The organism is Sphingomonas sp. BLHR8, assembly GCF_056821725.1.
Genome location: NZ_JBPDIM010000001.1, coordinates 1,342,438 through 1,364,869 on the forward strand (window position 1 = coordinate 1,342,438; position 22,432 = coordinate 1,364,869).

The 22,432-nt window shown below is 67.2% G+C and carries 21 protein-coding genes and 1 tRNA gene; 6 read left to right on the plus strand and 16 right to left on the minus strand.

From position 1 onward, the window contains the following. Positions 1-25 precede the first annotated feature (25 nt). Positions 26-1,672, minus strand: a complete 1,647-nt coding sequence (gene tig / locus ACRYJK_RS06605) for a trigger factor (RefSeq protein ID WP_482666746.1) — start codon at positions 1,670-1,672, stop codon at positions 26-28. 106 nt (positions 1,673-1,778) lie between these two features. Next, positions 1,779-1,863 (minus strand) — tRNA-Leu (locus tag ACRYJK_RS06610). A gap of 178 nt (positions 1,864-2,041) precedes the next feature. On the opposite strand from ACRYJK_RS06610, the gene ACRYJK_RS06615 reads away from it, so the two are divergent. Next, complete coding sequence (locus ACRYJK_RS06615; protein WP_482666747.1) at positions 2,042-2,257, plus strand: hypothetical protein; 216 nt, start codon at positions 2,042-2,044, stop codon at positions 2,255-2,257. A gap of 3 nt (positions 2,258-2,260) precedes the next feature. Here the strand turns inward: ACRYJK_RS06615 and odhB are convergent, their stop codons facing one another. The 8 genes from odhB to ACRYJK_RS06655 all read right to left on the minus strand — a co-directional run bounded on the left by odhB (position 2,261) and on the right by ACRYJK_RS06655 (position 12,676). Further along, positions 2,261-3,487: a 2-oxoglutarate dehydrogenase complex dihydrolipoyllysine-residue succinyltransferase gene (odhB, locus tag ACRYJK_RS06620; RefSeq protein WP_482666748.1), complete on the minus strand. Its 1,227-nt coding sequence runs from the start codon at positions 3,485-3,487 to the stop codon at positions 2,261-2,263. A gap of 76 nt (positions 3,488-3,563) precedes the next feature. Continuing rightward, the gene (locus ACRYJK_RS06625; protein ID WP_482666749.1) at positions 3,564-6,440 is read right to left on the minus strand and encodes a 2-oxoglutarate dehydrogenase E1 component; all 2,877 of its coding nucleotides are present in this window, start codon (positions 6,438-6,440) and stop codon (positions 3,564-3,566) included. 127 nt (positions 6,441-6,567) lie between these two features. Continuing rightward, the gene (gene sucD, locus ACRYJK_RS06630; RefSeq protein WP_482666750.1) at positions 6,568-7,452 is read right to left on the minus strand and encodes a succinate--CoA ligase subunit alpha; all 885 of its coding nucleotides are present in this window, start codon (positions 7,450-7,452) and stop codon (positions 6,568-6,570) included. Between the two features lie 680 nt (positions 7,453-8,132). Further along, positions 8,133-9,095, minus strand: a complete 963-nt coding sequence (mdh, locus tag ACRYJK_RS06635) for a malate dehydrogenase (protein WP_482666751.1) — start codon at positions 9,093-9,095, stop codon at positions 8,133-8,135. A gap of 149 nt (positions 9,096-9,244) precedes the next feature. Then, entirely contained in the window at positions 9,245-10,360 is a 1,116-nt protein-coding gene (zapE, locus tag ACRYJK_RS06640; protein WP_482666752.1) for a cell division protein ZapE, read from the minus strand. Continuing rightward, complete coding sequence (locus ACRYJK_RS06645; protein WP_482666753.1) at positions 10,357-10,863, minus strand: PaaI family thioesterase; 507 nt, start codon at positions 10,861-10,863, stop codon at positions 10,357-10,359. Before ACRYJK_RS06645 ends, zapE begins: the two co-directional genes overlap by 4 nt. Before the next feature lie 8 nt (positions 10,864-10,871). After that, positions 10,872-11,654 (minus strand): succinate dehydrogenase iron-sulfur subunit, encoded by a 783-nt coding sequence (locus ACRYJK_RS06650; protein WP_482666754.1) that lies wholly within the window; start codon positions 11,652-11,654, stop codon positions 10,872-10,874. Between the two features lie 95 nt (positions 11,655-11,749). Beyond that, the gene (locus ACRYJK_RS06655; protein ID WP_482666755.1) at positions 11,750-12,676 is read right to left on the minus strand and encodes an alpha/beta hydrolase; all 927 of its coding nucleotides are present in this window, start codon (positions 12,674-12,676) and stop codon (positions 11,750-11,752) included. Between the two features lie 51 nt (positions 12,677-12,727). On the opposite strand from ACRYJK_RS06655, the gene ACRYJK_RS06660 reads away from it, so the two are divergent. Further along, positions 12,728-13,585 carry a diacylglycerol/lipid kinase family protein gene (locus ACRYJK_RS06660; protein WP_482666756.1) on the plus strand — a complete coding sequence of 286 codons (858 nt, stop codon included), beginning with the start codon at positions 12,728-12,730 and terminating at the stop codon, positions 13,583-13,585. Further along, positions 13,582-14,421 (plus strand): metallophosphoesterase family protein, encoded by an 840-nt coding sequence (locus tag ACRYJK_RS06665; protein ID WP_482666757.1) that lies wholly within the window; start codon positions 13,582-13,584, stop codon positions 14,419-14,421. The genes ACRYJK_RS06660 and ACRYJK_RS06665 overlap by 4 nt, the downstream gene beginning before the upstream one ends. 19 nt (positions 14,422-14,440) lie before the next feature. Here the strand turns inward: ACRYJK_RS06665 and ACRYJK_RS06670 are convergent, their stop codons facing one another. The 6 genes from ACRYJK_RS06670 to ACRYJK_RS06695 all read right to left on the minus strand — a co-directional run bounded on the left by ACRYJK_RS06670 (position 14,441) and on the right by ACRYJK_RS06695 (position 19,337). Beyond that, positions 14,441-15,193, minus strand: coding sequence for an energy transducer TonB (locus ACRYJK_RS06670; RefSeq protein WP_482666758.1), 753 nt, complete (start codon positions 15,191-15,193; stop codon positions 14,441-14,443). 125 nt (positions 15,194-15,318) lie between these two features. Beyond that, positions 15,319-15,819: a 30S ribosomal protein S9 gene (gene rpsI, locus ACRYJK_RS06675; RefSeq protein ID WP_482666759.1), complete on the minus strand. Its 501-nt coding sequence runs from the start codon at positions 15,817-15,819 to the stop codon at positions 15,319-15,321. Then, the gene (gene rplM / locus ACRYJK_RS06680; protein ID WP_482666760.1) at positions 15,819-16,298 is read right to left on the minus strand and encodes a 50S ribosomal protein L13; all 480 of its coding nucleotides are present in this window, start codon (positions 16,296-16,298) and stop codon (positions 15,819-15,821) included. The genes rpsI and rplM overlap by 1 nt, the downstream gene beginning before the upstream one ends. A 149-nt stretch (positions 16,299-16,447) precedes the next feature. Further along, the gene (locus tag ACRYJK_RS06685; RefSeq protein WP_482666761.1) at positions 16,448-17,494 is read right to left on the minus strand and encodes a COX15/CtaA family protein; all 1,047 of its coding nucleotides are present in this window, start codon (positions 17,492-17,494) and stop codon (positions 16,448-16,450) included. 36 nt (positions 17,495-17,530) lie between these two features. Further along, the gene (locus tag ACRYJK_RS06690) at positions 17,531-18,733 is read right to left on the minus strand and encodes a cupin domain-containing protein (protein WP_482666762.1); all 1,203 of its coding nucleotides are present in this window, start codon (positions 18,731-18,733) and stop codon (positions 17,531-17,533) included. A gap of 127 nt (positions 18,734-18,860) precedes the next feature. Continuing rightward, on the minus strand, positions 18,861-19,337 hold the full coding sequence (locus ACRYJK_RS06695) for a hypothetical protein (RefSeq protein WP_482666763.1): 477 nt from the start codon (positions 19,335-19,337) through the stop codon (positions 18,861-18,863). A gap of 191 nt (positions 19,338-19,528) precedes the next feature. Between ACRYJK_RS06695 and ACRYJK_RS06700 the strand changes: the two genes are divergently transcribed. The 3 genes from ACRYJK_RS06700 to dxs are packed head-to-tail and all read left to right on the plus strand — an operon-like array spanning position 19,529 to position 22,402. Beyond that, positions 19,529-19,921 carry a MerC domain-containing protein gene (locus tag ACRYJK_RS06700; protein ID WP_482666764.1) on the plus strand — a complete coding sequence of 131 codons (393 nt, stop codon included), beginning with the start codon at positions 19,529-19,531 and terminating at the stop codon, positions 19,919-19,921. A 40-nt stretch (positions 19,922-19,961) separates the two neighbouring features. Then, positions 19,962-20,438, plus strand: a complete 477-nt coding sequence (locus ACRYJK_RS06705; RefSeq protein ID WP_482666765.1) for a Fur family transcriptional regulator — start codon at positions 19,962-19,964, stop codon at positions 20,436-20,438. Between the two features lie 38 nt (positions 20,439-20,476). Continuing rightward, positions 20,477-22,402: a 1-deoxy-D-xylulose-5-phosphate synthase gene (dxs, locus tag ACRYJK_RS06710; protein WP_482666766.1), complete on the plus strand. Its 1,926-nt coding sequence runs from the start codon at positions 20,477-20,479 to the stop codon at positions 22,400-22,402. The last annotated feature ends 30 nt before the right edge of the window (positions 22,403-22,432 follow it).

The following is a 22,432-nucleotide window of genomic DNA, read 5'->3' on the forward strand; positions in this document are numbered from 1 at the left end:
TTTTTTCATGTTCGGACCTGACGGCTTATTCGGCAGCCGGCTTCTTGGCGCGTGACTTGGGCTTGGGCGCAGCGGTGTCGGCGGACGCCGGCGCTTCGGCCGCACCAGCATCGTCACCGGCCTTGGCCGCCTTGGGCTTGCGCGCAGCCTTCGGCTTGTCCGCCTTCGTTGGAGCCTCGGTTACGGCCGCGGCTGCGTTCGCTTCCTCCGCAGCATCACCGCTCTTCGACGCTGTTTCGTCACTCGAGGCAGCCTTGCCCTTCTTCGCCGCCGGCTTCGCCTGATCATGATCGTGGTCGTGGTCGCAATCCGGCCCGTGGACGTGAGCCGCAGGCGCAACGTCCTCGTCCGCCTCGATCGCTGCTTCCAGCTCGGCGCGCGTCACTTCGCGATCGGTGACCGTGGCCTTGCCAAACAGGAAGTCGACTACCTTTTCCTCGAACAGCGGTGCCCGCAGTTGCGCAGCGGCGAGCGGGTCGTTCTGGATATACTCGACGAAGCGCTGACGATCTTCGGGGCGATATTGCTGCGCTGCCTGCGCGATCAGCCGGTTCATCTCGTTGCTGTCGATGGTGACCCCGTTGGCCTGGCCGATTTCCGACAACAAGAGTCCAAGCCGCACGCGACGTTCGGCGATCTTGCGATATTCATCGCGATCATTTTCGAGCTCGGCCCTAGCGGCTTCCGGGTCGGCCTCGTTCGCGATTTCGCTCTCCAGCTGGCGCCAGATCTGCGCGAACTCCGCTTCGACCATCGACGGCGGCACCTCGAAATCATGCGCGTCCGCCAGCTGGTCGAGCAGGCGCCGCTTCATGTGCGTGCGGGTGAGCCCATTATGCTCCTGTTCGACCTGCTCGGTCATGATCTTGCGCAGCTGGTCGATGCCCTGCAGCCCGAGTTGCTTGGCGAAATCATCGTCGAGCTTCGTCTCGGCCGCCTGCTTGACCGCAGTCACGGTGACCGCGAACACCGCGTCCTTGCCCGCAAGATTCTCGGCGGGATAGTCGGCCGGAAAGGTGACTTTCACCTCGCGCTCGTCGCCGACCTTGGCGCCGGCAAGCTGTTCTTCAAAGCCGGGGATCAACTGACCCGAGCCGAGCTCGACCGCCATCCCGCTGCCCGTGCCGCCATCGAAGGCGACCCCGTCGACGCTGCCGGCGAAGTCCATCACCACCTGGTCACCAGTCGCGGCGGAGTGACCTTCCGGCGCGTCCTCGAAGCGCTTGGACTGGCTGGCGATCCGCTCGAGCTGCGCGTCGACCGCGGCGTCGTCGACCGGCACCTGCAGTCGTTCGAGCTTCAGATCGTCGAGCGCGGGCACGTCGAACGCCGGCAGGACTTCGAGCGCGACCTTGACCGCCGCGTCGCCGCCGACCTCATAGCCTTCCTCAAGTTCGATGGTCGGCGCCATTGCCGGGCGCAGCTTCTCGCCCGCTACCAGCGCATCGACGCCCTCACGCACGCTGCGCTCCAGCGCCTGCTGCATCAGCTGCGGGCCGTGCATCTTGCGGACCAAATTCGCCGGCACCTTGCCGGGGCGGAAGCCGGGCATGCGCACCGACGGCGCGATCGCCTTCAGCTCGGTATCCACCCGCGCCTCGATGTCGGCAGCGGGGATGGTCAGCGTGTAAGCGCGCTTGAGGCCTTCGTTCAGCGTCTCGACGTGCGGCATCGGTCTCTTTCTCAAAGCTCTTGGCGAGCGGTAGCTGGACGGGTCACATCCAGCCGCCGCCCGGACGGAAATTCTCGCGTCGAACCGGCCATGCGGACGGCTTGGTTGGTGCGGGCGAAGGGACTCGAACCCCCACGTCTTTCGACACTGGAACCTAAATCCAGCGCGTCTACCAATTCCGCCACGCCCGCAGCGCCGTCACCAGCCACCTGCCCCAAGGGAGCCCGGAAGCGCGGTCGACGTGAACGCGCGGCTCTATAGCAAGCGCGCCCTCAAGGGCAAGCGAGCGCGGGAACGTGCCGTGCCTCGCCCGCGTTGACTCGCTGAACCCTGCACCGTCCTGCCCAGCAGAGCTGATAAGGAACGATGATGGCGAGTGACCCCAACGCCCCGCTGCCGAACCCCGGCGCGCCCGATCTCCCGCTCAACCCAGTCCCCTCGCCGCCGTCGGAGGCGCCGGGCAATCCCAACCCAGCGGAAATCCCCGAAGACCCCTCGCCAGGTCATGCCGATCCCAGTCAGATCCCGGGCGGCGGCGACGTCATCCAGCCGGGCAACACGCCCGACGAGATCGTGCCCCTCTGATCGTCAGAGATCGATCAGCAACCGGGTCGGGTCTTCGATCGCTTCCTTGACGCGCACCAGGAACGTCACCGCCTCGCGACCGTCAATCAGACGGTGGTCATAGGAGAGGGCGAGGTACATCGTCGGGCGCACGACAACCTGGCCGTCGCGCACGACCGGGCGCTCCTCGATGCGGTGGAGCCCCAGCACCGCGCTCTGCGGCGGGTTGATGATCGGCGTCGACATCAGCGACCCGAACACGCCGCCGTTGGAAATGGTGAAGGTGCCGCCCTGCATCTCCTCCATCTTGAGCGTGCCGGCCTTGGCGCGCGCACCGAAGTCGCCGATCGCCTTTTCGATCTCGGCGAAGCTCATTTGGTCGGCGTTGCGAACCACCGGCACGACGAGGCCGTTGGGCGCCGACACCGCCACCGACACGTCGAGATAGTCGTGATAAACGATCTCATCGCCTTCGATCGCCGCGTTGACCGCCGGCACATCCTTTGCCGCCAGCGCCACCGCCTTGGTGAAGAAACCCATGAAGCCGAGGCGGACCTGGTGCTTCTTCTCGAACAGGTCCTTGTACTTGGTACGCGCCTCGATGACCGCGCTCATGTCCACATCGTTGAACGTGGTGAGCAGCGCGGCGGTGTTCTGCGCCTCCTTCAGGCGCCGCGCGACCGTCTGCCGCAGCCGCGACATGCGCACGCGCTCCTCGCGCCGCTCGCCGCCGGCGGCGGGCGCGGGGCTCGGCGTCGGGGCACTTGCGGGAGCTTCCGGCGCCTTCGCCGCCGCCTCGATATCCGCGCGCGTCACGCGGCCGTCTCGGCCCGAGCCGGCGACAGCGGCCGGGTCGATCCCGGTTTCCCCCGCCGCACGACGGGCTGACGGCGCAAGCGTCGCCGGATCGGCGCTCTTTGCGGGCGAATCCGTCTTGGCTAGCTGAGCCTCCGTCGGAGCCGGCTTCGGCTCGCTCGCCACCGCCGGCGCGGACGCAGCCGCCGCAGCGCCCGACCCCTCTTCGATCGTCGCGATTACCGCGCCGACCGCGACCGTGTCGCCTTCCTGCGCGACATAGGCGCCCATCACCCCCGCCACCGGGCTCGGCACCTCCACCGCCACCTTGTCGGTTTCGAGGCTGGCGATCGGCTCGTCGAGCGCAACCGGGTCGCCGGGCTTCTTCAGCCACTGGCCGATGGTCGCCTCGGTTACCGACTCACCAAGCGTGGGGACTTTGACTTCCGAGCTCATCACGTTCCTCTGAAGCTGCGCTGGGGCTTTGGGTTCCGCCCCTAACGATTGCACGCGGCAGGGTCCACCAGCGCGGTCAGGCCCCCGCCTTGCCGACCTCGCTCGGTTTGGAGGTGGGGTTGCCGCCCTCCGCGCGCACGCGGCGGATTTCGCCGCGCACGCTGAGGCCGAGCGCGTCGGCGACCAGCGCCGCCTGCTCGGTCTGGTGGCGACTCATCAGCCCCGTTGCAGGCGACGCTGCCGGCGCGCGACCGGCGTAACGGGCACGCATCCCCGCCTTGCCCGCCGCCGCGAGCGCATCTTCGATGAACGGTTCGACGAAGAACCAGGCGCCGTTATTCTTCGGCTCCTCCTGGCACCACACCACCTCTTCGAGGTTCGGCATCTTCGCCACCCGCGCCGCCAGCGGTTCGCCGGGGAAGGGATAGAGCTGCTCGAGGCGCACGACGGTGGTGTCGCCGAGGCCATTCTTGTCGCGCGCTTCCATCAGGTCATAAGCGACCTTGCCCGAACACAACACGAGCCGCTTGACCGCCTCGTCGGCGGGCGCGGTGCGGTCGGACATGATGCGCCGGAAGTGCGCTTCGCCGATGAAATCCGCCCGCGCCGATACCGCCAGCTTGTGCCGCAGCAGCGACTTCGGCGTCATGATCACCAGCGGCTTGCGGAACGGACGAAGCATCTGGCGCCGCAGCACATGGAAATAGTTGCTCGGCGTGGTGATGTTGCAGACCTGGATATTGTCGCCTGCGCACAGTTGCAGGAAGCGTTCGAGCCGCGCCGAGCTATGCTCCGGCCCCTGACCTTCATAGCCGTGGGGCAGCAGCATCACGAGCCCGTTGGCGCGGAGCCATTTGGCCTCGCCCGCCGCTATGAACTGGTCGATCATGGTCTGCGCGCCGTTGGCAAAATCGCCAAACTGGGCTTCCCACAGCACCAGCGTGCGCGGATCGGCGAGCGCATAGCCATATTCGAAGCCGAGCACGCCGTATTCGGAAAGCGGGCTGTCGAGCACTTCGAACTTCGCTTCAGGCAGCGTCGCGAGCGGGACGTAGCGGCGTTCGCTCGCCTGATCGACCCACACCGCATGTCGCTGGCTGAACGTGCCGCGGCCTGAATCCTGCCCCGACAGGCGGACATCGTGCCCCTCCGCCACCAGCGTGCCGAAGGCGAGGCTCTCCGCCGTCGCCCAATCGAACACGTCGCCTTCGCTGGCAGCGAACATCGCCGCGCGGCCGTCGATGACCCGCTTCAGCGTCTTGTGCACTTCGAGGTCGCCGGGGATGGTGGTCAGCACCTGCCCGACGCGATCGAACAAGTCGTCGTAGACGCCGGTCGCGACGTTGCGGCGCCCCTCCTCGGGTTCGGCCGGCGCATGCAGTCCCGACCAGCGCCCTGCGAACCAGTCGGCCTGATTGGCCTTGTAGCTGGCGCCGGCGGCGAACTCTTCCTCCAGCCGCGCCACGAACCCCTGCCGCATCGCGTCGGCATCGGCATCGCTAACCACGCCCTGCTGCGTCAGCCGCTCCTGGTAAAGCGTCGACACCGGCGGATGCTGGCGGATCGCCTGATACATGACCGGCTGGGTGAAGCTCGGCTCGTCGCCCTCATTGTGCCCGAAGCGGCGGTAGCACCACATGTCGATCACGATGTCGCGCTTGAACCGCTGGCGGAAATCGATCGCCAGCTTGCACGCGAAGGTCACGGCCTCCGGATCGTCGCCGTTGACGTGCAGAATCGGCGCCTGAATCCCCTTCGCGACGTCCGACGGATAGGGCGAGGACCGCGCGAACTGCGGGCTGGTCGTAAAACCGATCTGATTGTTGACGATGAAGTGAATGCAACCGCCGGTGTTATACCCACGCACGCCCGAGAAGCCGAGGCATTCCCAAACGATGCCCTGCCCGGCGAAGGCAGCGTCGCCGTGGATCAGCACCGGCAGCACTTCGTCGTTGGCATCGAGATTGTCGCGCATCGTCTGCTGCGCGCGCACCTTGCCCAGCACGACGGGGTTCACCGCCTCCAGGTGACTGGGGTTGGGGACGAGGCTCATGTGCACCTCGATCCCGTCGAAGCTGCGGTCCGACGAGGTGCCGAGGTGATATTTGACGTCGCCCGAACCGGCCACGTCATCGGGGTTGGCACTGCCGCCCGCGAATTCGTGGAAGATCACGCGGTACGGCTTGGCCATCACGTTCGCGAGGACGCTCAGCCGCCCTCGGTGCGCCATGCCGTACACGATCTCGCGCACGCCATATTGGCCGCCGTACTTGATGATCGCCTCGAGCGCGGGGATCATCGATTCGCCGCCGTCGAGCCCAAAGCGCTTGGTGCCGACATATTTGCGGGCGAGGAATTTTTCCCACTCCTCCGCTTCGATCACCTTGTTGAGGATCGCGCGCTTGCCTTCGGGCGTGAAGTCGATCGCCTTGTCCGCGCCCTCCATCCGGTCCTGAAGAAACCGACGCTCGTCGAGGTCGGTGATGTGCATATATTCTATGCCGACCTTGCCGCAGTAGTTGGCGCGCAGCACCGCTAGCAGCTCGCGAATCGTCGCCCATTCCAACCCGAGCGTTCCGCCAAGATAGACGCGTGTGTCGAGTTGGTCCGCACCGAAGCCATGATATTCGGGCGTCAGGTCCGCCGGAATCTCGCTGTGCTTGAGGCCGAGCGGATCGAGGTCCGCCGCCAGATGCCCGCGCACGCGATAGGTGCGCACCAGCATCATCGCCCGGATCGACGCATCCGCCGCGGCGGTCGCCTGCGCCTCGCTCAACGCGGGCACCGCGCCCGCCTTCGCCGCCTTGTCCGCCGCGGCCTTGACCGCGACCTGCATCTGCGTCGGGTCGAGCCCCGCGGTCAGCGCGTCGGTGTCGAGCAGAGGCCACGCATCGCGCGCCCACGAGGGCCGAGCTTCGGGGGTTGCGAAATCCTGGGGGGAGAGGTCGTTCACAGCTCTATCCGTTAGGCGGCGGGTCTCACCGCAGCCCTAATGGCAACTCCAGCGCACGTCACCATGCGAAGGGCGTTATTGCGGCCGCGACGCAATCGACTCCGCGATGCGTCGCAGCCGGCAATCGTCAGCCCTTGAGCACCTCGACCAGCGTGGTACCGAGTTCACTGGGGCTCGCCGCGACTTTGATGCCGGCGGCTTCCATTGCGGCGATCTTGTCTTCGGCGCCGCCCTTGCCGCCCGACACGATCGCGCCGGCGTGGCCCATGCGGCGACCGGGAGGCGCGGTGCGGCCGGCGATGAAGCCGACCATCGGCTTCTTGCGGCCGCGCTTGGCTTCGTCGGCGAGGAATTGCGCTGCGTCTTCCTCGGCGCTTCCGCCAATCTCACCGATCATGATGATCGATTTGGTTTCGTCGTCGGCAAGGAACAGTTCGAGCACATCGATGAAGTTGGTGCCGTTGACCGGATCGCCGCCGATACCGACCGCGGTCGACTGGCCGAGCCCGGCGTTCGTCGTCTGGAACACCGCCTCATAGGTGAGTGTGCCCGAACGCGACACCACGCCGACGCTGCCCTTCTTGAAGATCGAGCCCGGCATGATGCCGATCTTGCACTCGTTCGGCGTCAGCACGCCCGGGCAGTTCGGCCCGATCAGTCGGGACTTCGAACCTTCGAGCTTGGCCTTCACCTTGACCATGTCGAGCACCGGGATGCCTTCGGTAATGCACACGATCAGCGGCATCTCCGCCTCGATCGCCTCGATGATCGAAGCGGCGGCGAACTTCGGCGGCACATAGATGCACGACGCGGTGGCGCCGGTGCGCTCCATGCCCTCGGCGACCGAGTTGAACACGGGCAGGCCGATATGCGTCGTCCCGCCCTTCCCCGGCGTCACCCCGCCGACCATCTGCGTCCCGTAGGCGAGCGCCTGTTCGGTATGAAAGGTACCGGTCGCCCCGGTCATGCCCTGCGTCAGGACCTTGGTGTTCTTGTCGACGAGGATGGACATGAGGGTCGAGCGCTCCAATTATCTTCGATGGGTCGCAGATGGGGATAAAGGCTGCTCGAGGTCGAGCGGCCAGGACGCCATTGGCCCAAAATTATCGTCCGCGCCAGCGTCTAACGCAATTCCGCCAGCGGCCGGCGCGGTCAGACGTGCTTAGCGCGTGGCAGGCATCGGGACAGTGATGATACGAAATCCGGGGCTTTCCCGCGTCCCGGTCTGCGCAAGGTGCATAAGCGTTTCCGGCGTACTGAACACGGGGTCGCCCGATGACCGCCCGCGGGCGGTGAAATGGGTCGATAGGGTCGCGACAAGCTGATCGAACGCGCTTGCGCCGGACAGCCGTCCCACGATTGCGCAGGTCTGGCTGCCACTTGCGGACGCAGGCGGGAGCAGGAGCAGCGGATCACCGTGACCCTTGGAAAAGATCGGCAAAGGCGTCCCGGTCGGACGACCGTTCACCTCGGCCCGAGCACGCCTCCAACCGAGCTCTTGTACGCGATCCGCCGCGACGACGCCCGGCCCGACAGCCGCGATGCAATCACGCACTCCTGCAACGACGGCCTCAGGCTGCGCGGTTGGAATCTGCGCCGCGACGGGCGTTGAGAAGGCCAACGCCAAGGCGACAGCCCCGGCACGCCCCGCCATCAGAGACTTGCACACGCAAATTTCCTCTCGCTTAACCCTCAGGCGAGGCTTGGATCGAGCGTCTTGCACGCGGTCAGCAGCTCTTCCACCGCGTCGGTCGAGACCTTGAGGTTCGCCTTTTCCGAATCGGAGAGGTTGATTTCGACCACCTCCTCGATGCCGCCCGCGCCGATCACCGCGGGAACGCCGACGTAAAGGCCGTTGAGCCCGTATTTGCCGTCGACATAGGCCGCGACCGGGAGGATGCGCTTCTGGTCGCGGAGGTAGGCTTCGGCCATGGCGATGGCGCTCGTCGCGGGGGCGTAAAAGGCGCTGCCGGTCTTGAGCAGACCGACGATTTCACCGCCGCCACCGCGGGTGCGGGTGACGATTTCGTCGAGGCGCGCGGCGTCGACGCCCTTGATCTTGGCCATGTCGGCGACGGGGATGCCGCTGATGGTGGAATAGCTGAGCACCGGCACCATCGTGTCGCCGTGGCCACCCAGCACGAAGGCGTTGACGTCGCGCACGCTCACACCGAACTCCCACGCGAGGAAGGTCGCGAAGCGCGCGCTGTCGAGCACGCCCGCCATGCCCACGACCTTGTTGTGCGGCAGACCCGAGAACTCGCGCAGCGCCCACACCATCGCGTCGAGCGGATTGGTGATGCAGATCACGAAAGCGTCGGGGCAGTTGGCCTTGATGCCCTCACCCACCGCCTTCATGACCTTGAGGTTGATGCCGAGGAGGTCGTCTCGGCTCATCCCCGGCCGGCGCGGAACGCCCGCGGTGACGATCACCACGTCCGCGCCTGCGATGTCGGCATAATCATTGGTGCCGGTGATTTTGGCATCGAAGCCATCGACCGGGCCGCACTGCGCGAGGTCGAGCGCTTTGCCCTGAGGCACGCCCTCGGCGATGTCGAACAGCACCACGTCGCCCAGCTCGCGCAGCGCGGCGAGATGCGCCAGCGTGCCACCGATATTGCCTGCGCCGACGAGCGCGATCTTCTTGCGAGCCATGTGCGGTTGGACCCCTGTCTCAAGCGGTTCGGATTCGCCGCGCACCGGCGCGCGCAGCCTCGCGGCGTGCGTTAGGCGCGGGGGGTGCGATTGGCAACGGGTTCCCGGGCGCTTCCCCCCACCCCTTGTGGGGAGGGGGTGTCATTACGTCAGTGCGAGCCGTGCCCGCGTTCGAGCCAGTCGTCCGACAGCATTTCTTCGATGCGGCTGACGGTGCGCTCGAACTCGAACGCGCCGTCGCCGGCGGGATAGAGCTCCGCCGGAAGCGCATCGGCGCTGGCCAGCAGCTTCACGCCATATTCGTAGAGCGCATCGATCAGCGTGTTGAATCGTGCGGCTTCGTTGCGGAGCTCCGGCCCCATGCGCGGGATGCCGACGATGATGACGGTATGATAATTGCGCGCGATGGCAAGATAGTCCGCCGCACCGCGCGCCTCTCCGCACAGCCGCTTGAAGGAAAAAACCGCGACGCCCTTCAGGCTTTTGGGAACATGCAGCGTGCGGCCTCCGCCGACGTCGAGTTCAGCCGAGGGCACGCTGTCGCGGTCGTCGACCTGCCAGTCGGTCATGCGAAAGAAGGCGACCGACAGCGCGGCCGTGGCTTCCGCGCCATTAGGCACGTGCCAGCGCGTCAGCCCCGCCATGCGGTCACGGCGATAGTCGGTCGGACCATTCAGCGCGATCACCTCCAGCCGCCGCTCGATCAGCGCGATAAAGGGCAGGAAATGCTCGCGGTTGAGGCCGTTGAGATAAAGCTGGTTCGGCGCGCGATTGGAGGTGGTAACGATCGTCACCCCGCCCTCGATCAGCGCTGTGAACAGTCGCGACATGATCATCGCATCGGCACTGTTGTTGACGATCATCTCGTCGAAGCAAAGCAACCGCGCCTCCCCCGCCATGTCGCGAGCGACGGCGATGACCGGATCGCCCGCCTCGCTCGCACGCGCAGCGCGCAGCCGGGCGTGGACCTCGGCCATGAAGGCGTGGAAGTGCGCGCGACGTTTGTCGGCAACGGCGACCTGATCGTGGAACAGGTCCATCAGCATCGACTTGCCGCGGCCGACGCCACCCCAGAGGTAGATGCCCGCGGGCGCCTCTGCCCGTCGGGCAAGCCCGATACGCATGAGGAAGCGCTGGGGCCTGGCCTCGGCGCTCAGCGCGTCGGCCAGCGCGTCAAGCCGCATCGCCGCTGCGCGCTGCTCGGCATCGGGCCGCAGCTCGCCGCCCGCGACCAGCGCGTCGTAAGCGGCGAGGACAGCGCTCATCGCGGCGACGGTTTGCGAATGGTACCGGCGAAGCTCGCCACCATCGTATCGCCTTGCACGACGAGCCCGCGCAGAAAAACGAGCCGCCCCGTCTCGCGCACCAGTTCGGTCACCGCGTCGAGCGGCTCGCCGATGCGACCCGCCCCCACGAACTGCGTCGACAGGTCGAGCGTCACCGCCGGCCCTGCGCCCATCACCCCGAACTGATGCGAAGCGGCGAACAGCGCGATGTCGATGAAGCCCAGCGTGACGGCGCCGTGCACGTGATCGCCGAGGTTGCTGTGCTGGCGCGTCGGCAGCATCCGCACCCGCGCGACAGGGCGTCCATCGGGCAGATCCGCCTCGCGCCGTACCGACAGCGGTTCGAGCAGCGCGTTGAAGCGCGTCGGATCGGCGAGGTTCCAGCTGACCCAACCGTCAGCAAGCGGCGCCGACACAAAGTGCGTGCCCGCCCGCTCGCCCGCCTCACCGGCGAGCCGCGTGGTCGGCGCGAGCCCCTTCATCACCTCGCTCAGACGGTGCGCTCCACCATCAGCTTCTTCACCTCGGCAATCGCCCGTGCGGGGTTGAGCCCCTTGGGGCAGGCGTTGGCGCAGTTCATGATCGTGTGGCAGCGGTAAAGGCGGAACGGGTCTTCCAGCTCGTCGAGCCGTTCGCCCGCAAATTCATCGCGACTGTCCGCCAGCCAGCGATACGCCTGCAGAAGAATCGCCGGACCCAGGAACTTATCGCTGTTCCACCAGTAGCTCGGGCAGCTCGACGAACAGCAGGCGCACAGGATGCATTCGTAGAGGCCGTCGAGCTCGGCGCGCTGCTCAGGCGACTGCAGCCGCTCCTTGCCCGACGGCGCCGTCGTCTTGGTCTTCAGCCACGGCTCGATCGAGGCATATTGCGCGTAGAAATGCGTGAAGTCGGGGACGAGGTCCTTGATCACCTCCATCGTGGGCAACGGCGTGATCGTCACATCGCCCTTCAGATCCTCGATCGCCGTGGTGCACGCGAGCCCGTTGAGCCCGTTCATGTTCATCGAACACGACCCGCAAATCCCCTCGCGGCACGAGCGGCGAAAAGTCAGCGTCGAATCGATCTCGCCCTTGATCTTGAACAGCGCGTCGAGAACCATCGGGCCGCAATCGTCGAGATCGATCTCGAACGTGTCATAGCGCGGATTCTGGCCGCTCTCTGGGTCGTAGCGGTAAATCTTGAACCGCTTGACCCGCTTGCCGCCCTCCACGCGATTGACGACGCGCGGGGCGCTGATGCGGCTGTTGGCGGGCAGGCGGAATTGAGCCATCGGTGTTCAAGTCTCTCGGTCAGACGCGCGCGGATGGGACTTGGGCGCGGCCCTTCGCACTTGGCTTGTCGCACGGCGCGTTGCAAGTATTTGCGTCAGCGATCGCCGCCGGGTTCCGCCCGCCCTTGCGCCAGCATCCGCCGCGCCGCCGCCACCGCGTCGTCAAGCAGCGGCGCATCCCGCCGAAACGGACGAGCGAGCGGCATGACGCTGCCGGCATGGGTCATGCCCGGGTAAAGCTGAACCTCTACCGGCGCGCCCACCCGGCGCAGCGCGGCACTGAGGTTGTCGATATTGCGCCGTTTGACGCTCGTATCCGCCGTCCCCCACGCGAGCCACATCGGCGGGGCATCCGCGCGAGCGAAATTGACCGGCTGCGTGTCGCCGATTGGCTGCGCGCGGCCCATCACGCGATCCGAGCCCGAGCCCGGCTCGAACGGCAGCCAGTCGTACGGACCGGCAAGGCCGATCACCCCGGCCACCACCGCATTGTCGCTGCCCAGCCAGCGGCGGTCGAGCGCCACCAGCGTCGCGATATGCGCGCCGGCGCTGTGCCCGGCGAGCACCAGCCGCTCCCCATCGCCGCCGTAGCGCGATGCATTGTGTCGTGCCCAGCGCACTGCCGCAGCGGCATCCTCCATGAAGCGCGGCCACCGTCCAGCCTCGCCCAGACGATAGCCCGCCACCACGGTTACAAAGCCACGGCTCGCAAAGGCGCGGCCAGCGAAGCCATAGGCTTCACGACTGCCGCTCGTCCAACCGCCGCCGTGAAACCAGACGATCACCGGCGCACGCTGACCGGGCGCGAGCCGTGCTGGCGCCCAGACATCGACTCGCTCCACTTCGTCCGGGCCGTAGGAGACCGCTCGCGCGACCTGCCGCACCGGAACTTCGCGCGCGTCGGGCGGGCTCAGCCGATCGAGCAGATTGAGGAGGCCGGGCTGCGTCCAGCCCGAGGCGGACCCCGCCCCCACCGCCATCAAACCGAGCAGCGCCGCAAGCCTGACCAGCCACTTTCGCATTATCAGCCTCTTTGACTTGCCTTGCGCTCCACAGGCCCGCACAGTCGCACCATGACACAGCTTTGGCTCATCGTGAATCGTGCGAGCGGCAGCTTCGATGAGGCGATCATCGAGCAAGTCCTCGAAGCGGCCCAGCAGCACGGCGGCACGCTCGCCAAGGTCGTGTCGCTGCCCGACGATGAACTGCCAACCCGCGAGGCGCTGGAGGCCGCGGGGGTCGACATGCTCGCCATCTATACCGGCGATGGCACCATCAACGGCACCTGCGCCAGGATCGGGGAGTGGCCGGGCCGCGTGCTGGTCCTGCCGGGTGGGACCATGAATCTGCTGGCGCGACGCCTCCACGGCGACGACGCCGATCCCGCCGAGATCGTTGCGAGGGCACTTTCGACGCCCGATCGCAGCCAGTCGGTGACGGTGCTCGAAAGTGATGATCCCGAGCTCGACATCACTGGGCTCGTCGGGGCGTTCGTCGGGCCGACCACGGCCTGGGGGGACGTGCGAGAGGTGCTGCGCCGCCGCGACATCGGCGGCCTCCTCGAAGCGATCCCTCGCGCGGTGCGCGAGACATTTCAGGGGCACCAGGTGTTCGTTGCCGGCAGCGATCGGACGTATCCCGCGATCTATGTCGAGCCGGTCGACGGGCGGCTCGACCTGATGGGCTACAGTGCGGACGGCGCGGGCGATCTCCTCAGCCACGGATTTGCCTGGATGGGTGGCGATTTTCGCAACGGCCCCCACGACGACCTGGGCTCCTGCACCGAGGTCACGATCAATTCGCAAGCGGGCACGGTCGGCTTGCTCGTCGATGGCGAGCGCGGTGAGGCGGGGACCCCGCTCGTCCTGCGCGCGCGCACGTCGCCGTTGCAGTTTGTCGCCACCAAAAGCGATGCTACCGCGCCGGCATGATCCGACTTTTCCACGCGAGCGACCTTCATTTCGGTTGTGAGGACCGCGCCGCGCTCGACTGGTTCGCCGCCTGCGTGGAGCGGGAGAAGCCCGAGGCGTTGGCGATCACCGGCGACCTCACCATGCGCGCGCGCCAGCGCGAATTCGACGCCGCGGGGGACTGGATCGCCGCATTGAAGGCGCCGGCGACGGTCGAGGTTGGCAACCACGACCTCCCTTATTTTAACCCGCTCGAACGCTTCACCCGCCCATACAAGCGCATCCGCCGCATTGAGCGGCTGGTGGAACGCGAGATCGAATTGCAGGGGCTCGCCATCGTCCCGCTTAAGACCACGGCGCGCGCGCAATGGCGGCTCGACTGGTCCAAGGGCGCGGTCGGCGACAAGGCCCTCGCCAAGACGATGGATGCGCTCGCGAAACTGCCGCCCGACCCACAGCGCGTCACGCTGATCACCGCGCACCATCCGCTCGAGGAGGCGGGGACGCGCGGCCAGGCGCTCACCGCGGGGGGCAAGCGCGCGCTCGCAGCGCTCGCGGGCGCTGGCGTTACCGCGGTGCTGTCGGGTCACGTCCACGACGCGTTCGACCTGATGCGAGAAACCGCCAACGGCCCGATTCGCATGATTGGGGCGGGCACACTGTCACAGCGCATCCGCTCGACACCCCCATCCTTCAACGAACTGCGCATCGCGAACGGCATCGTCGACGTGCGCGTGCGGACCTACGGCGAAAACCCGCCGACCGAGGACATGCAGATCCCTGACGTGCCCGAGGATTCGCAGGTGCGCCCCGGGGAACCCGTTGCCCCGCGCGCGGCGCCGTCGACCACGAGTTGAGAGCGGACGCGCTGCCGCGTCACTCGCGCCACCAGCGCTGGGTCCAGATATAGGCGCCCGGAATCGGCTCGCCGCGACCGTTGCGCGCGGGTTCGAACCGAAAGCGCTGGGTGATGAGCTCGCAGGTGATACGGTCGAGTTCCGGCTGACCGCTCGACCGTAACGTGCTGCAACCACTGACTCGCCCCGACGGGTCGATCAGCAACCGGACGGTCGTGTCACCGGTGCCCTGAAAGCGGCGATATTCCCGCGGCAACTGGCGCTCGGTGAATGCCCCCGACCGATATATGACGCGGCTTCCTCCACCGCCGCCCCCGCCATCGCCGCTGCCCCCCGCGCCGCTGCCTGTGCCAGTACCGACGCCGCCCGCCCCGGTGCCGGTGCCCGCGCTGGCAGCGCCCGCGCTGTTGGCGTCGCTGGAGCCTCTGACCGGGGCTGCCAGCGGCGCGTCGACTTTCAGCTTCGGCGGCGGGGCGACGACCTCGCGCGGCGTCGCCTTCTTCGCCGGGGGCGCGGCGGCAGCCTCCTTGCGCGGTGGGCGGGGGTCCGCCCGCTTTTCCGGCTTGGGAGGTGGTGGCGGCGGCGGAGGCGGCGGCGGCGGCGGCGGTGGCTCGACCTTGACGGTGCTCGCGCGCAAGCTTTCGACCAACTCACCGGGCGTCGGCATCCGGATGCCGTTGACCAGCCCCCAGCCGATTAGCGCCGCAATGGCCAGCGATGCTGCCAGTGCGACCGTCCGCACGCCGCCGTCGCTGCTATCCCCATAGGCCATGACCGCCAACCTAATGCGGATGACTGGCCAAACAATGAACCACGCCGAGCGGCCGATCTCCAACGAAAAGGGGGAGGAGTGTTGCCACCCCTCCCCCTTTCCGAAACTTGCGAAATCGCCGTGTTTTAGCGCTTCGAGAACTGGAAGCTGCGGCGAGCCTTGGCCCGGCCGTACTTCTTGCGCTCGACCACGCGGCTGTCGCGGGTGAGAAAGCCCGCGGCCTTCACCGCGCCGCGCAGCGCCGGTTCGTAACGGGACAGCGCCTGCGCGATGCCGTGCTTGACCGCGCCGGCCTGGCCGGAAAGCCCACCGCCCTTGACCGTCGCGACCACGTCATACTGACCATCGCGGCCGGCAACGCCGAACGGCTGGTTGATGACGAGGCGCAGCGTCGGACGCGCGAAATAGATTTCCTGGTCGCGGCCGTTGACGACGATCTTGCCCGTGCCCGGCTTCACCCAGACGCGCGCGATGGCGTTCTTACGGCGACCGGTGGCATAGGCGCGACCCTGCTTGTCGATCTGCTGCTCACGCAGCGGCGCGGTCTGCACCGGCGCGGCAGGCGCCTCGTCGGTGCCGGTGGCGATCGTGCCGATGTCGGCGAGCGAGTTGACGGTATCGGCCATTACGCACCCACCTTGTTCTTGCGGTTCATACCCGCGACGTCGAGAGTTTCAGGGTTCTGCGCGAGGTGCGGATGCGTGTCCCCGGCATAAATCCGCAGGTTGCGCATCTGTTGGCGACCGAGCGGGCCGCGCGGGATCATGCGCTCGACCGCCTTTTCCAGCACGCGCTCCGGGAAGCGGCCGGCGAGCACCTTGTCCGCGGTCACTTCCTTGATGCCGCCGACGTAGCCGGTGTGCTTGTAATAGGTCTTGGTCTTGAGCTTGTTGCCCGTGAACCGAACCTTGTCCGCATTGATGATGACGACGTGATCGCCATTGTCGACGTGCGGGGTGAAATCCGGCTTGTGCTTGCCGCGCAGCAGGTTGGCGACGATCGTCGCGACGCGGCCGACCACCAGCCCGTCCGCGTCGATCAGCACCCATTTCTTGTCGACGGTCGCGGCGTTCGCCGATCGCGTCGTCTTGGTCAGCGCCTTCATCGAAGGGTCCTCGAACAAGGGAGCGGCCGCGCAACGCAGACCGCTCAGCATAACAATCGCCACCCGGTCACCCGAGCGACGTTGCAGGCGCCTCTACGCGATGGCGTAAAAAGATCAAGTCTCCTGCGGCTTCCACGACAGGTATCTAGTTACCGTTGCCCGATGCGGTGCGCGGAGGTCGTTGCCGCCACGACCAAAAGCGCGGCCGACGCCTGGTGAGCGACGGCAATCCACAGTGCGACGCCCGACGTTAAGGTCGCGATGCCGAGCAGGAATTGGAGGGTGACGAGCGCGTGCAGCGCGCGCCCTTCGGCACGGCCTCCGGCCCGAACGGCGCGCACGCCAAGCCAGATCATCGCACCAAAGGCCACCACCGCCCACCAGCGATGCGCAAATTGCACGACCACCGGATTATGAACCAGGTCGGCGAGCGCATTGGGCAGCATGGGCGTGCCCGACGGAAACAATTCATCGCCCATCAGCGGCCAGGTGGGGAACGCGTAGCCAGCACGCAATCCCGCGACGAACGCTCCCCAGAGGATCTGCACCGCCAGGATCGTCAGCGTTATCACCGTGACCCGCGTCAGCAGGGCGGGGTGCGCAGCCTCGTCGCGTGCCTTCTCCGCGAGGTCCCGGGCGGTCCACACGATCCCCCCGAGCAGGATCAGCGCCAACGAAAGATGGACCGCGAGCCGCAGGTGAGAGACGTCGACCCGCCCGCTCAGTCCCGATGAAACCATCCACCAGCCGACCGCGCCCTGCAGACCGCCCAGCGCCAACAGAGCCGACAGCCGCACCCCGTAGCCGCGCGGGATTGCCCGACGAACCGCGAACCATAGCAGCGGCAGGGCGTAAACGACGCCGATCAGCCGCCCCAGCAGGCGATGCGCCCACTCCCAGAAAAAGATGAACTTGAATTCGTCGAGCGTCATCGACGCGTTGACGGTCTGCGCTTCCGTCGTCGTGCGGTAGAGCGCGAACGCATGTTCCCAGTCGGTCTGGCTGATTGGAAACACGACGCCGGTGATCGGGCGCCATTCGGTGATCGACAGGCCGGATTCGGTGAGGCGCGTGATCCCGCCGACGATCACCATCATCACGATCAGCGCCGCGACGACATAAAGCCACCGGACCATCGAACGCAGCTGGCGCGTGTCCGACCCGGCAATGCTGTGCGAACGTGGGGGAGCGAGCATCGGCCCGCTATCGGACTCTGCGCGCGCGTCCGCAAGTCAGACCTTGTGCACGATCCCGTACGCCAGCAGGCGACGCGCGAGCGCCTCCCCATGCGCATAGTCGAGGTCCGCGATGCGAAACGGACGCCCGTCCAGCGCCCGCGTCAGCGCCGCGCCGCTGTCGGCGATGAACCACAGCACCCCGCCAGGCGCGAGCAGGCGCCAACGATGCTCGCCGGCATCTTCGCGCTCCAGGCGGACGAGGACATGCGGCACGCGGGCAAACTCGGCTTCGGCCACGTCCGCGCGCGCGCCGAGGATGGTCCCGTCGTTAAATGCCGCGCGGGTCCGGAGAAAGCTGTCCGACAGGATGTCCATCGCCGGATCGAGCCGCATTTCGCGCGCGAGAGTTCCCCCGAGCTCCGCGAGCGTCGCGCGCGCCTCAGTCCGGTCGAAATCCGGGCGAGCGTAGCCGGCCGGGAGGCTGCGGCGAAAAGCGGGTTCGCGCAGCGCGACCTCCGACACCGCCTCGAGCACCAGGTCGGCCCAGGTCCGGCTGATCACACCGGCGGTGATGTGCAGGCTGGCTTCCGTGCCGGACGTGGCAGCGTCATGCATCAGGCCGCGCGGCACGTAGGCGACGTCGCCCGCGCGCAGCGTGAACTCGGCGACGCATTCGCCCTTTATGTGGCGACCGGAATGATAGCGTTCGCCGCGATACGGCGTGTCGAGCGGCACATTGTAAAGCCGCCACAGCTTCTCCCCCTCGACCTGCATCACGAACACATCATGATTGTCGAAGTGGGTCGGAAAGCCCTGCGCGTCGCTCGGCGTCAGATAAAGGTTGGTTTGAAGGTGCGCTGACAGCGCCCATTCGAGGCCCTGGCACAGCCGTCCCAGCGCCGGCACCAGCCGCTGCCCCTGGTTGATGATGACCGTCGCGCCCAGCCGATAATGCTGCGCCACGGCGCCGCGGTCGATGCAACCCTGATCATCGATATAAGCGCTGTCGGCGACGCCATCGTCACGGCTCGCGTCCGCGAGCAGCAGGTCGCCCTCCTTGAGGTCGGTGCCGGTGACGATCCGATCGATCTCGGCAATGCTGACGAGCGAGCGAAACCGGTCGCTGGCTGCGCCCGCTTCGGCAGCACGGACGACCAGCCAGTCCCGCTCGTAAACTTCCTCGAGGAAGCGCGCCGCCGCCGCCCGGCCCAACAAGGCTGCCAGCGGATCGCGGTGCCAGTCTGCGTGATCGAGCATGCCCCTCCCCCCGCGGCGCCGCAACATCTTGGACGCCGGATATAGAAAAGGCGAGACGCGATCCTTCGCGCTCGCCCTTTTGATCGAATCGCTGCGCACCGTCACGGCGCGCAGCGTTCGATTGCCGTTAACCCGGACGCCCGCGGCCCACGCCGTCGGTGGGATCGCTGTCGGTGCGACCCGTGCGACCCTGGCCCGCCGAGTCGGTCGGATCGCTGTCGCTGCGCCCGTTATGCGTTCCGCGGCCGCGGCCCGCGCCGTCGGTCGGGTCGCTGTCCGTGCGGCCACGGTTGCCGCCGCGACCGCGACCAGCGCCGTCTGTGGGATCGCTGTCGGTGCGACCAGTGCGGCCCTGCCCCACGCTATCGGTCGGATCGCTATCGCTGCGCCCGGTTCCCGACCCACGGCCGCGCCCGGCCCCGTCGGTCGGATCGCTATCCGTCCGCCCCGTGCGGCCACGACCCGCCGCATCGGTGGGATCGCTGTCCGACACCTGCGCGCGCGCAGCCGTCCCGCCGAGGACGGTCGCCGCACCGGCAATGGCGACGCCGCCCATCACGCGGCCCAGGAAAGACCGGCGGTCGAGCTTCGATTCTTCGGACATTCGAACCCCCAAAATTCACAGGCCACGTCGGCCCTGCCAGAACTGCCCTGCGCATAACGTCGGCAGTTGCCGGCAATATGAACAATCGGGATTGCGGTTTCTACCCCCTTTTGGGGGTGACCTAGGTACAATGTCGTGGAGCGCACAAATGATATGTTGTAACATCGCGCTGTCCGCTCTAGATAACGCGCATGCGCCCCTCCGCCACTCATCACCACCGATGGTTTGATCGTGCCGGGGTCTTCCTGTCGCTCGCCTGCGCCGTGCACTGCACCCTCGGTGGCTTGCTGGTGGCATCGCTGGCAAGTGTGGGGGCGATGTTCGGTGGGCATGAGGTGCATCAGATCGGCCTCGTCCTCGCCATCCTGATCGGAGGCGGCGCGCTGTGGTTTGGCATCAGTGCCGGCCGACCACTGCGGGTGGTCCAGCTCGGCGTCGCCGGGCTGGCGCTGATGGCGTTGGCGCTGATCGCACCGCACGACCGTCCGATGTGGGAGACGCTGCTGACCCTCGCCGGCGCCGCGCTGCTGGCGCTTGCCCACGTGCTGAACCTGCGTACGTCGCGAAAGGCCGCGGCCGCCTGAAGCGCTTGGCAGCCGGCACCGGCGGCACTAGCTTGCGGCCATGCCTGCCGCGCTCGATCACGACCACCACGCTCACGGACGCGCGTTGACCGTGGCGGCACGGCGCGCGCTGGAGAGCGCGGGCGAACAGTGGACGCAAATGCGTGCTAACGTCTTCGACGAGCTTGCCGCACAGACGCGCCCCGCCTCCGCCTATGACATCGCCGCAAGGCTATCCGATCGCGCGGGTCGTCGCATCGCGGCCAACAGCGTCTATCGCATTCTCGCGTTGTTCGTGGCGAACAACCTTGCCCGCCGCATCGAAAGCGCGAACGCGTTCATGGTCAACAGCCATCCCGGCTGCGTGCACGATTGCATCTTTCTGATCTGTGAGAGCTGCGGCGCGGTCGCGCATATCGACGACGATGCTTTGGCCAACGACGTGCGCGCCGCATCGCGCGAAAGCGGATTTCGACCGACGCGCCCGGTCATCGAAGTGCACGGACGGTGCGCGGCGTGCGCGGCAGCCGACGCGTGAACTCGACAGGCCGCCTTGAGCAGGATAGCGCCTAGCACATGACCGAGGCTTCCCCGACCCCGCTGCTCGACCAGGTTCACCTGCCCGCCGACCTGCGTAAATTGTCGCAGGAAGAGCTGCGGCAGGTCGCGGACGAACTGCGACACGAAACGATCAGCGCGGTCGGCGTGACCGGGGGGCATCTCGGTTCGGGGCTGGGCGTGGTCGAGCTGACGGTCGCCATCCACCACGTCTTCAACACGCCCGACGACCGGCTGGTGTGGGACGTCGGGCACCAATGCTACCCGCACAAGATCCTGACCGGCCGCCGCGATCGCATCCGCACGCTGCGCCAGGGCGGCGGGCTGTCGGGCTTCACCAAGCGCAGCGAGAGCGAATATGACCCGTTCGGTGCGGCGCATAGCTCGACCAGCATTTCGGCCGCGCTCGGCTTTGCCATCGCCAACAAGCTGACCGGCGCCCCGGGGAAGGCAATCGCCGTGATCGGCGACGGGTCGATGTCCGCCGGCATGGCCTATGAGGCGATGAACAATGCCGCCCAAGCCGGCAATCGCCTCGTCGTCATCCTTAACGACAACGACATGTCGATCGCGCCGCCGGTCGGTGGGCTGTCTGCCTATCTTTCGCGGATTGTGTCGAGCAGGGAATTCCTCGGCGTGCGCGATGCGCTCAAGCGGCTCGCGCGCAAGCTTCCGGAGCCGCTGCACAAGGCGGCCCGCAAGACCGACGAATTCGCCCGCGGCATGGCCATGGGCGGCACCCTGTTTGAGGAGTTGGGCTTCTACTATGTCGGTCCGATCGACGGGCATAATCTCGACCATCTGATCCCGGTGCTCGAAAATGTGCGCGATGCGGCAGATGGGCCGTGTCTCGTCCACGTCGTCACCAAGAAGGGCAAGGGCTATGCCCCGGCCGAAGCGAGCGCCGACAAATATCACGGCGTCCAGAAATTCGACGTCGTCACCGGCGAACAGGTAAGGGGCCCCGCTGGTCCCCCCGCCTATCAAAATGTCTTTGGCGATACGCTCGCCAAACTCGCGGAAAGCGATCCGCGCATCGTTGCCATCACCGCCGCGATGCCGTCGGGCACGGGCGTCGACCGCTTTGCCCAGGCGCACCCCGACCGCGCGTTCGACGTCGGCATTGCCGAACAGCATGCGGTGACGTTCGCGGCCGGACTTGCGGCGCAGGGTCTGCGCCCCTTTTGCGCGATTTACTCCACCTTCCTCCAGCGCGCCTACGACCAGGTCGTGCATGACGTCGCGATTCAGAACCTCCCCGTCCGCTTCGCCATCGATCGCGCGGGGCTGGTGGGCGCGGATGGCGCTACCCACGCGGGCAGTTTCGACGTCACCTACCTCGCCACGCTGCCCAACTTCGTCGTGATGGCCCCCTCGGACGAGGCGGAGCTGGTGCACATGACCTACACCGCCGCTCTCCATGACAGCGGGCCGATTGCGTTCCGCTACCCGCGTGGCGGCGGCACCGGCGTGGCGCTGCCGGAGACGCCCGAGCAACTCGAGATCGGGAAGGGTCGCATCGTTCGTCAGGGCCAGAAGGTCGCGATCCTGTCGCTTGGCACCCGGTTGGGCGAGGCGCTCAAGGCGGCCGACCAGCTTGATGCTAAGGGCCTCAGCACCACGGTCGCCGACCTACGCTTCGCCAAGCCTTTGGACGAAACGCTGATCCGCCAGCTCCTTACCACGCATGAGGTGTGCGTGACGGTCGAGGAAAACGCCGTCGGCGGTTTCGGCGCGCACGTGCTGACGATGGCCAGCGATTCCGGGCTGATCGACGCAGGCCTGAAGCTCCGGACACTGCGGCTCCCCGACCTTTTCCAGGACCAGGACGCGCCCGACAAACAGTATGACGACGCCGGGCTCAACGCGCCGCACATCGTCGAAACGGTGCTGCGGGCGCTGCGCCACAACAGCGCCGGCGTCGAGGATGTCGGCGTCGCGTGATCCGCGGGCCCGGGGCGTCTGGGCCTCTCG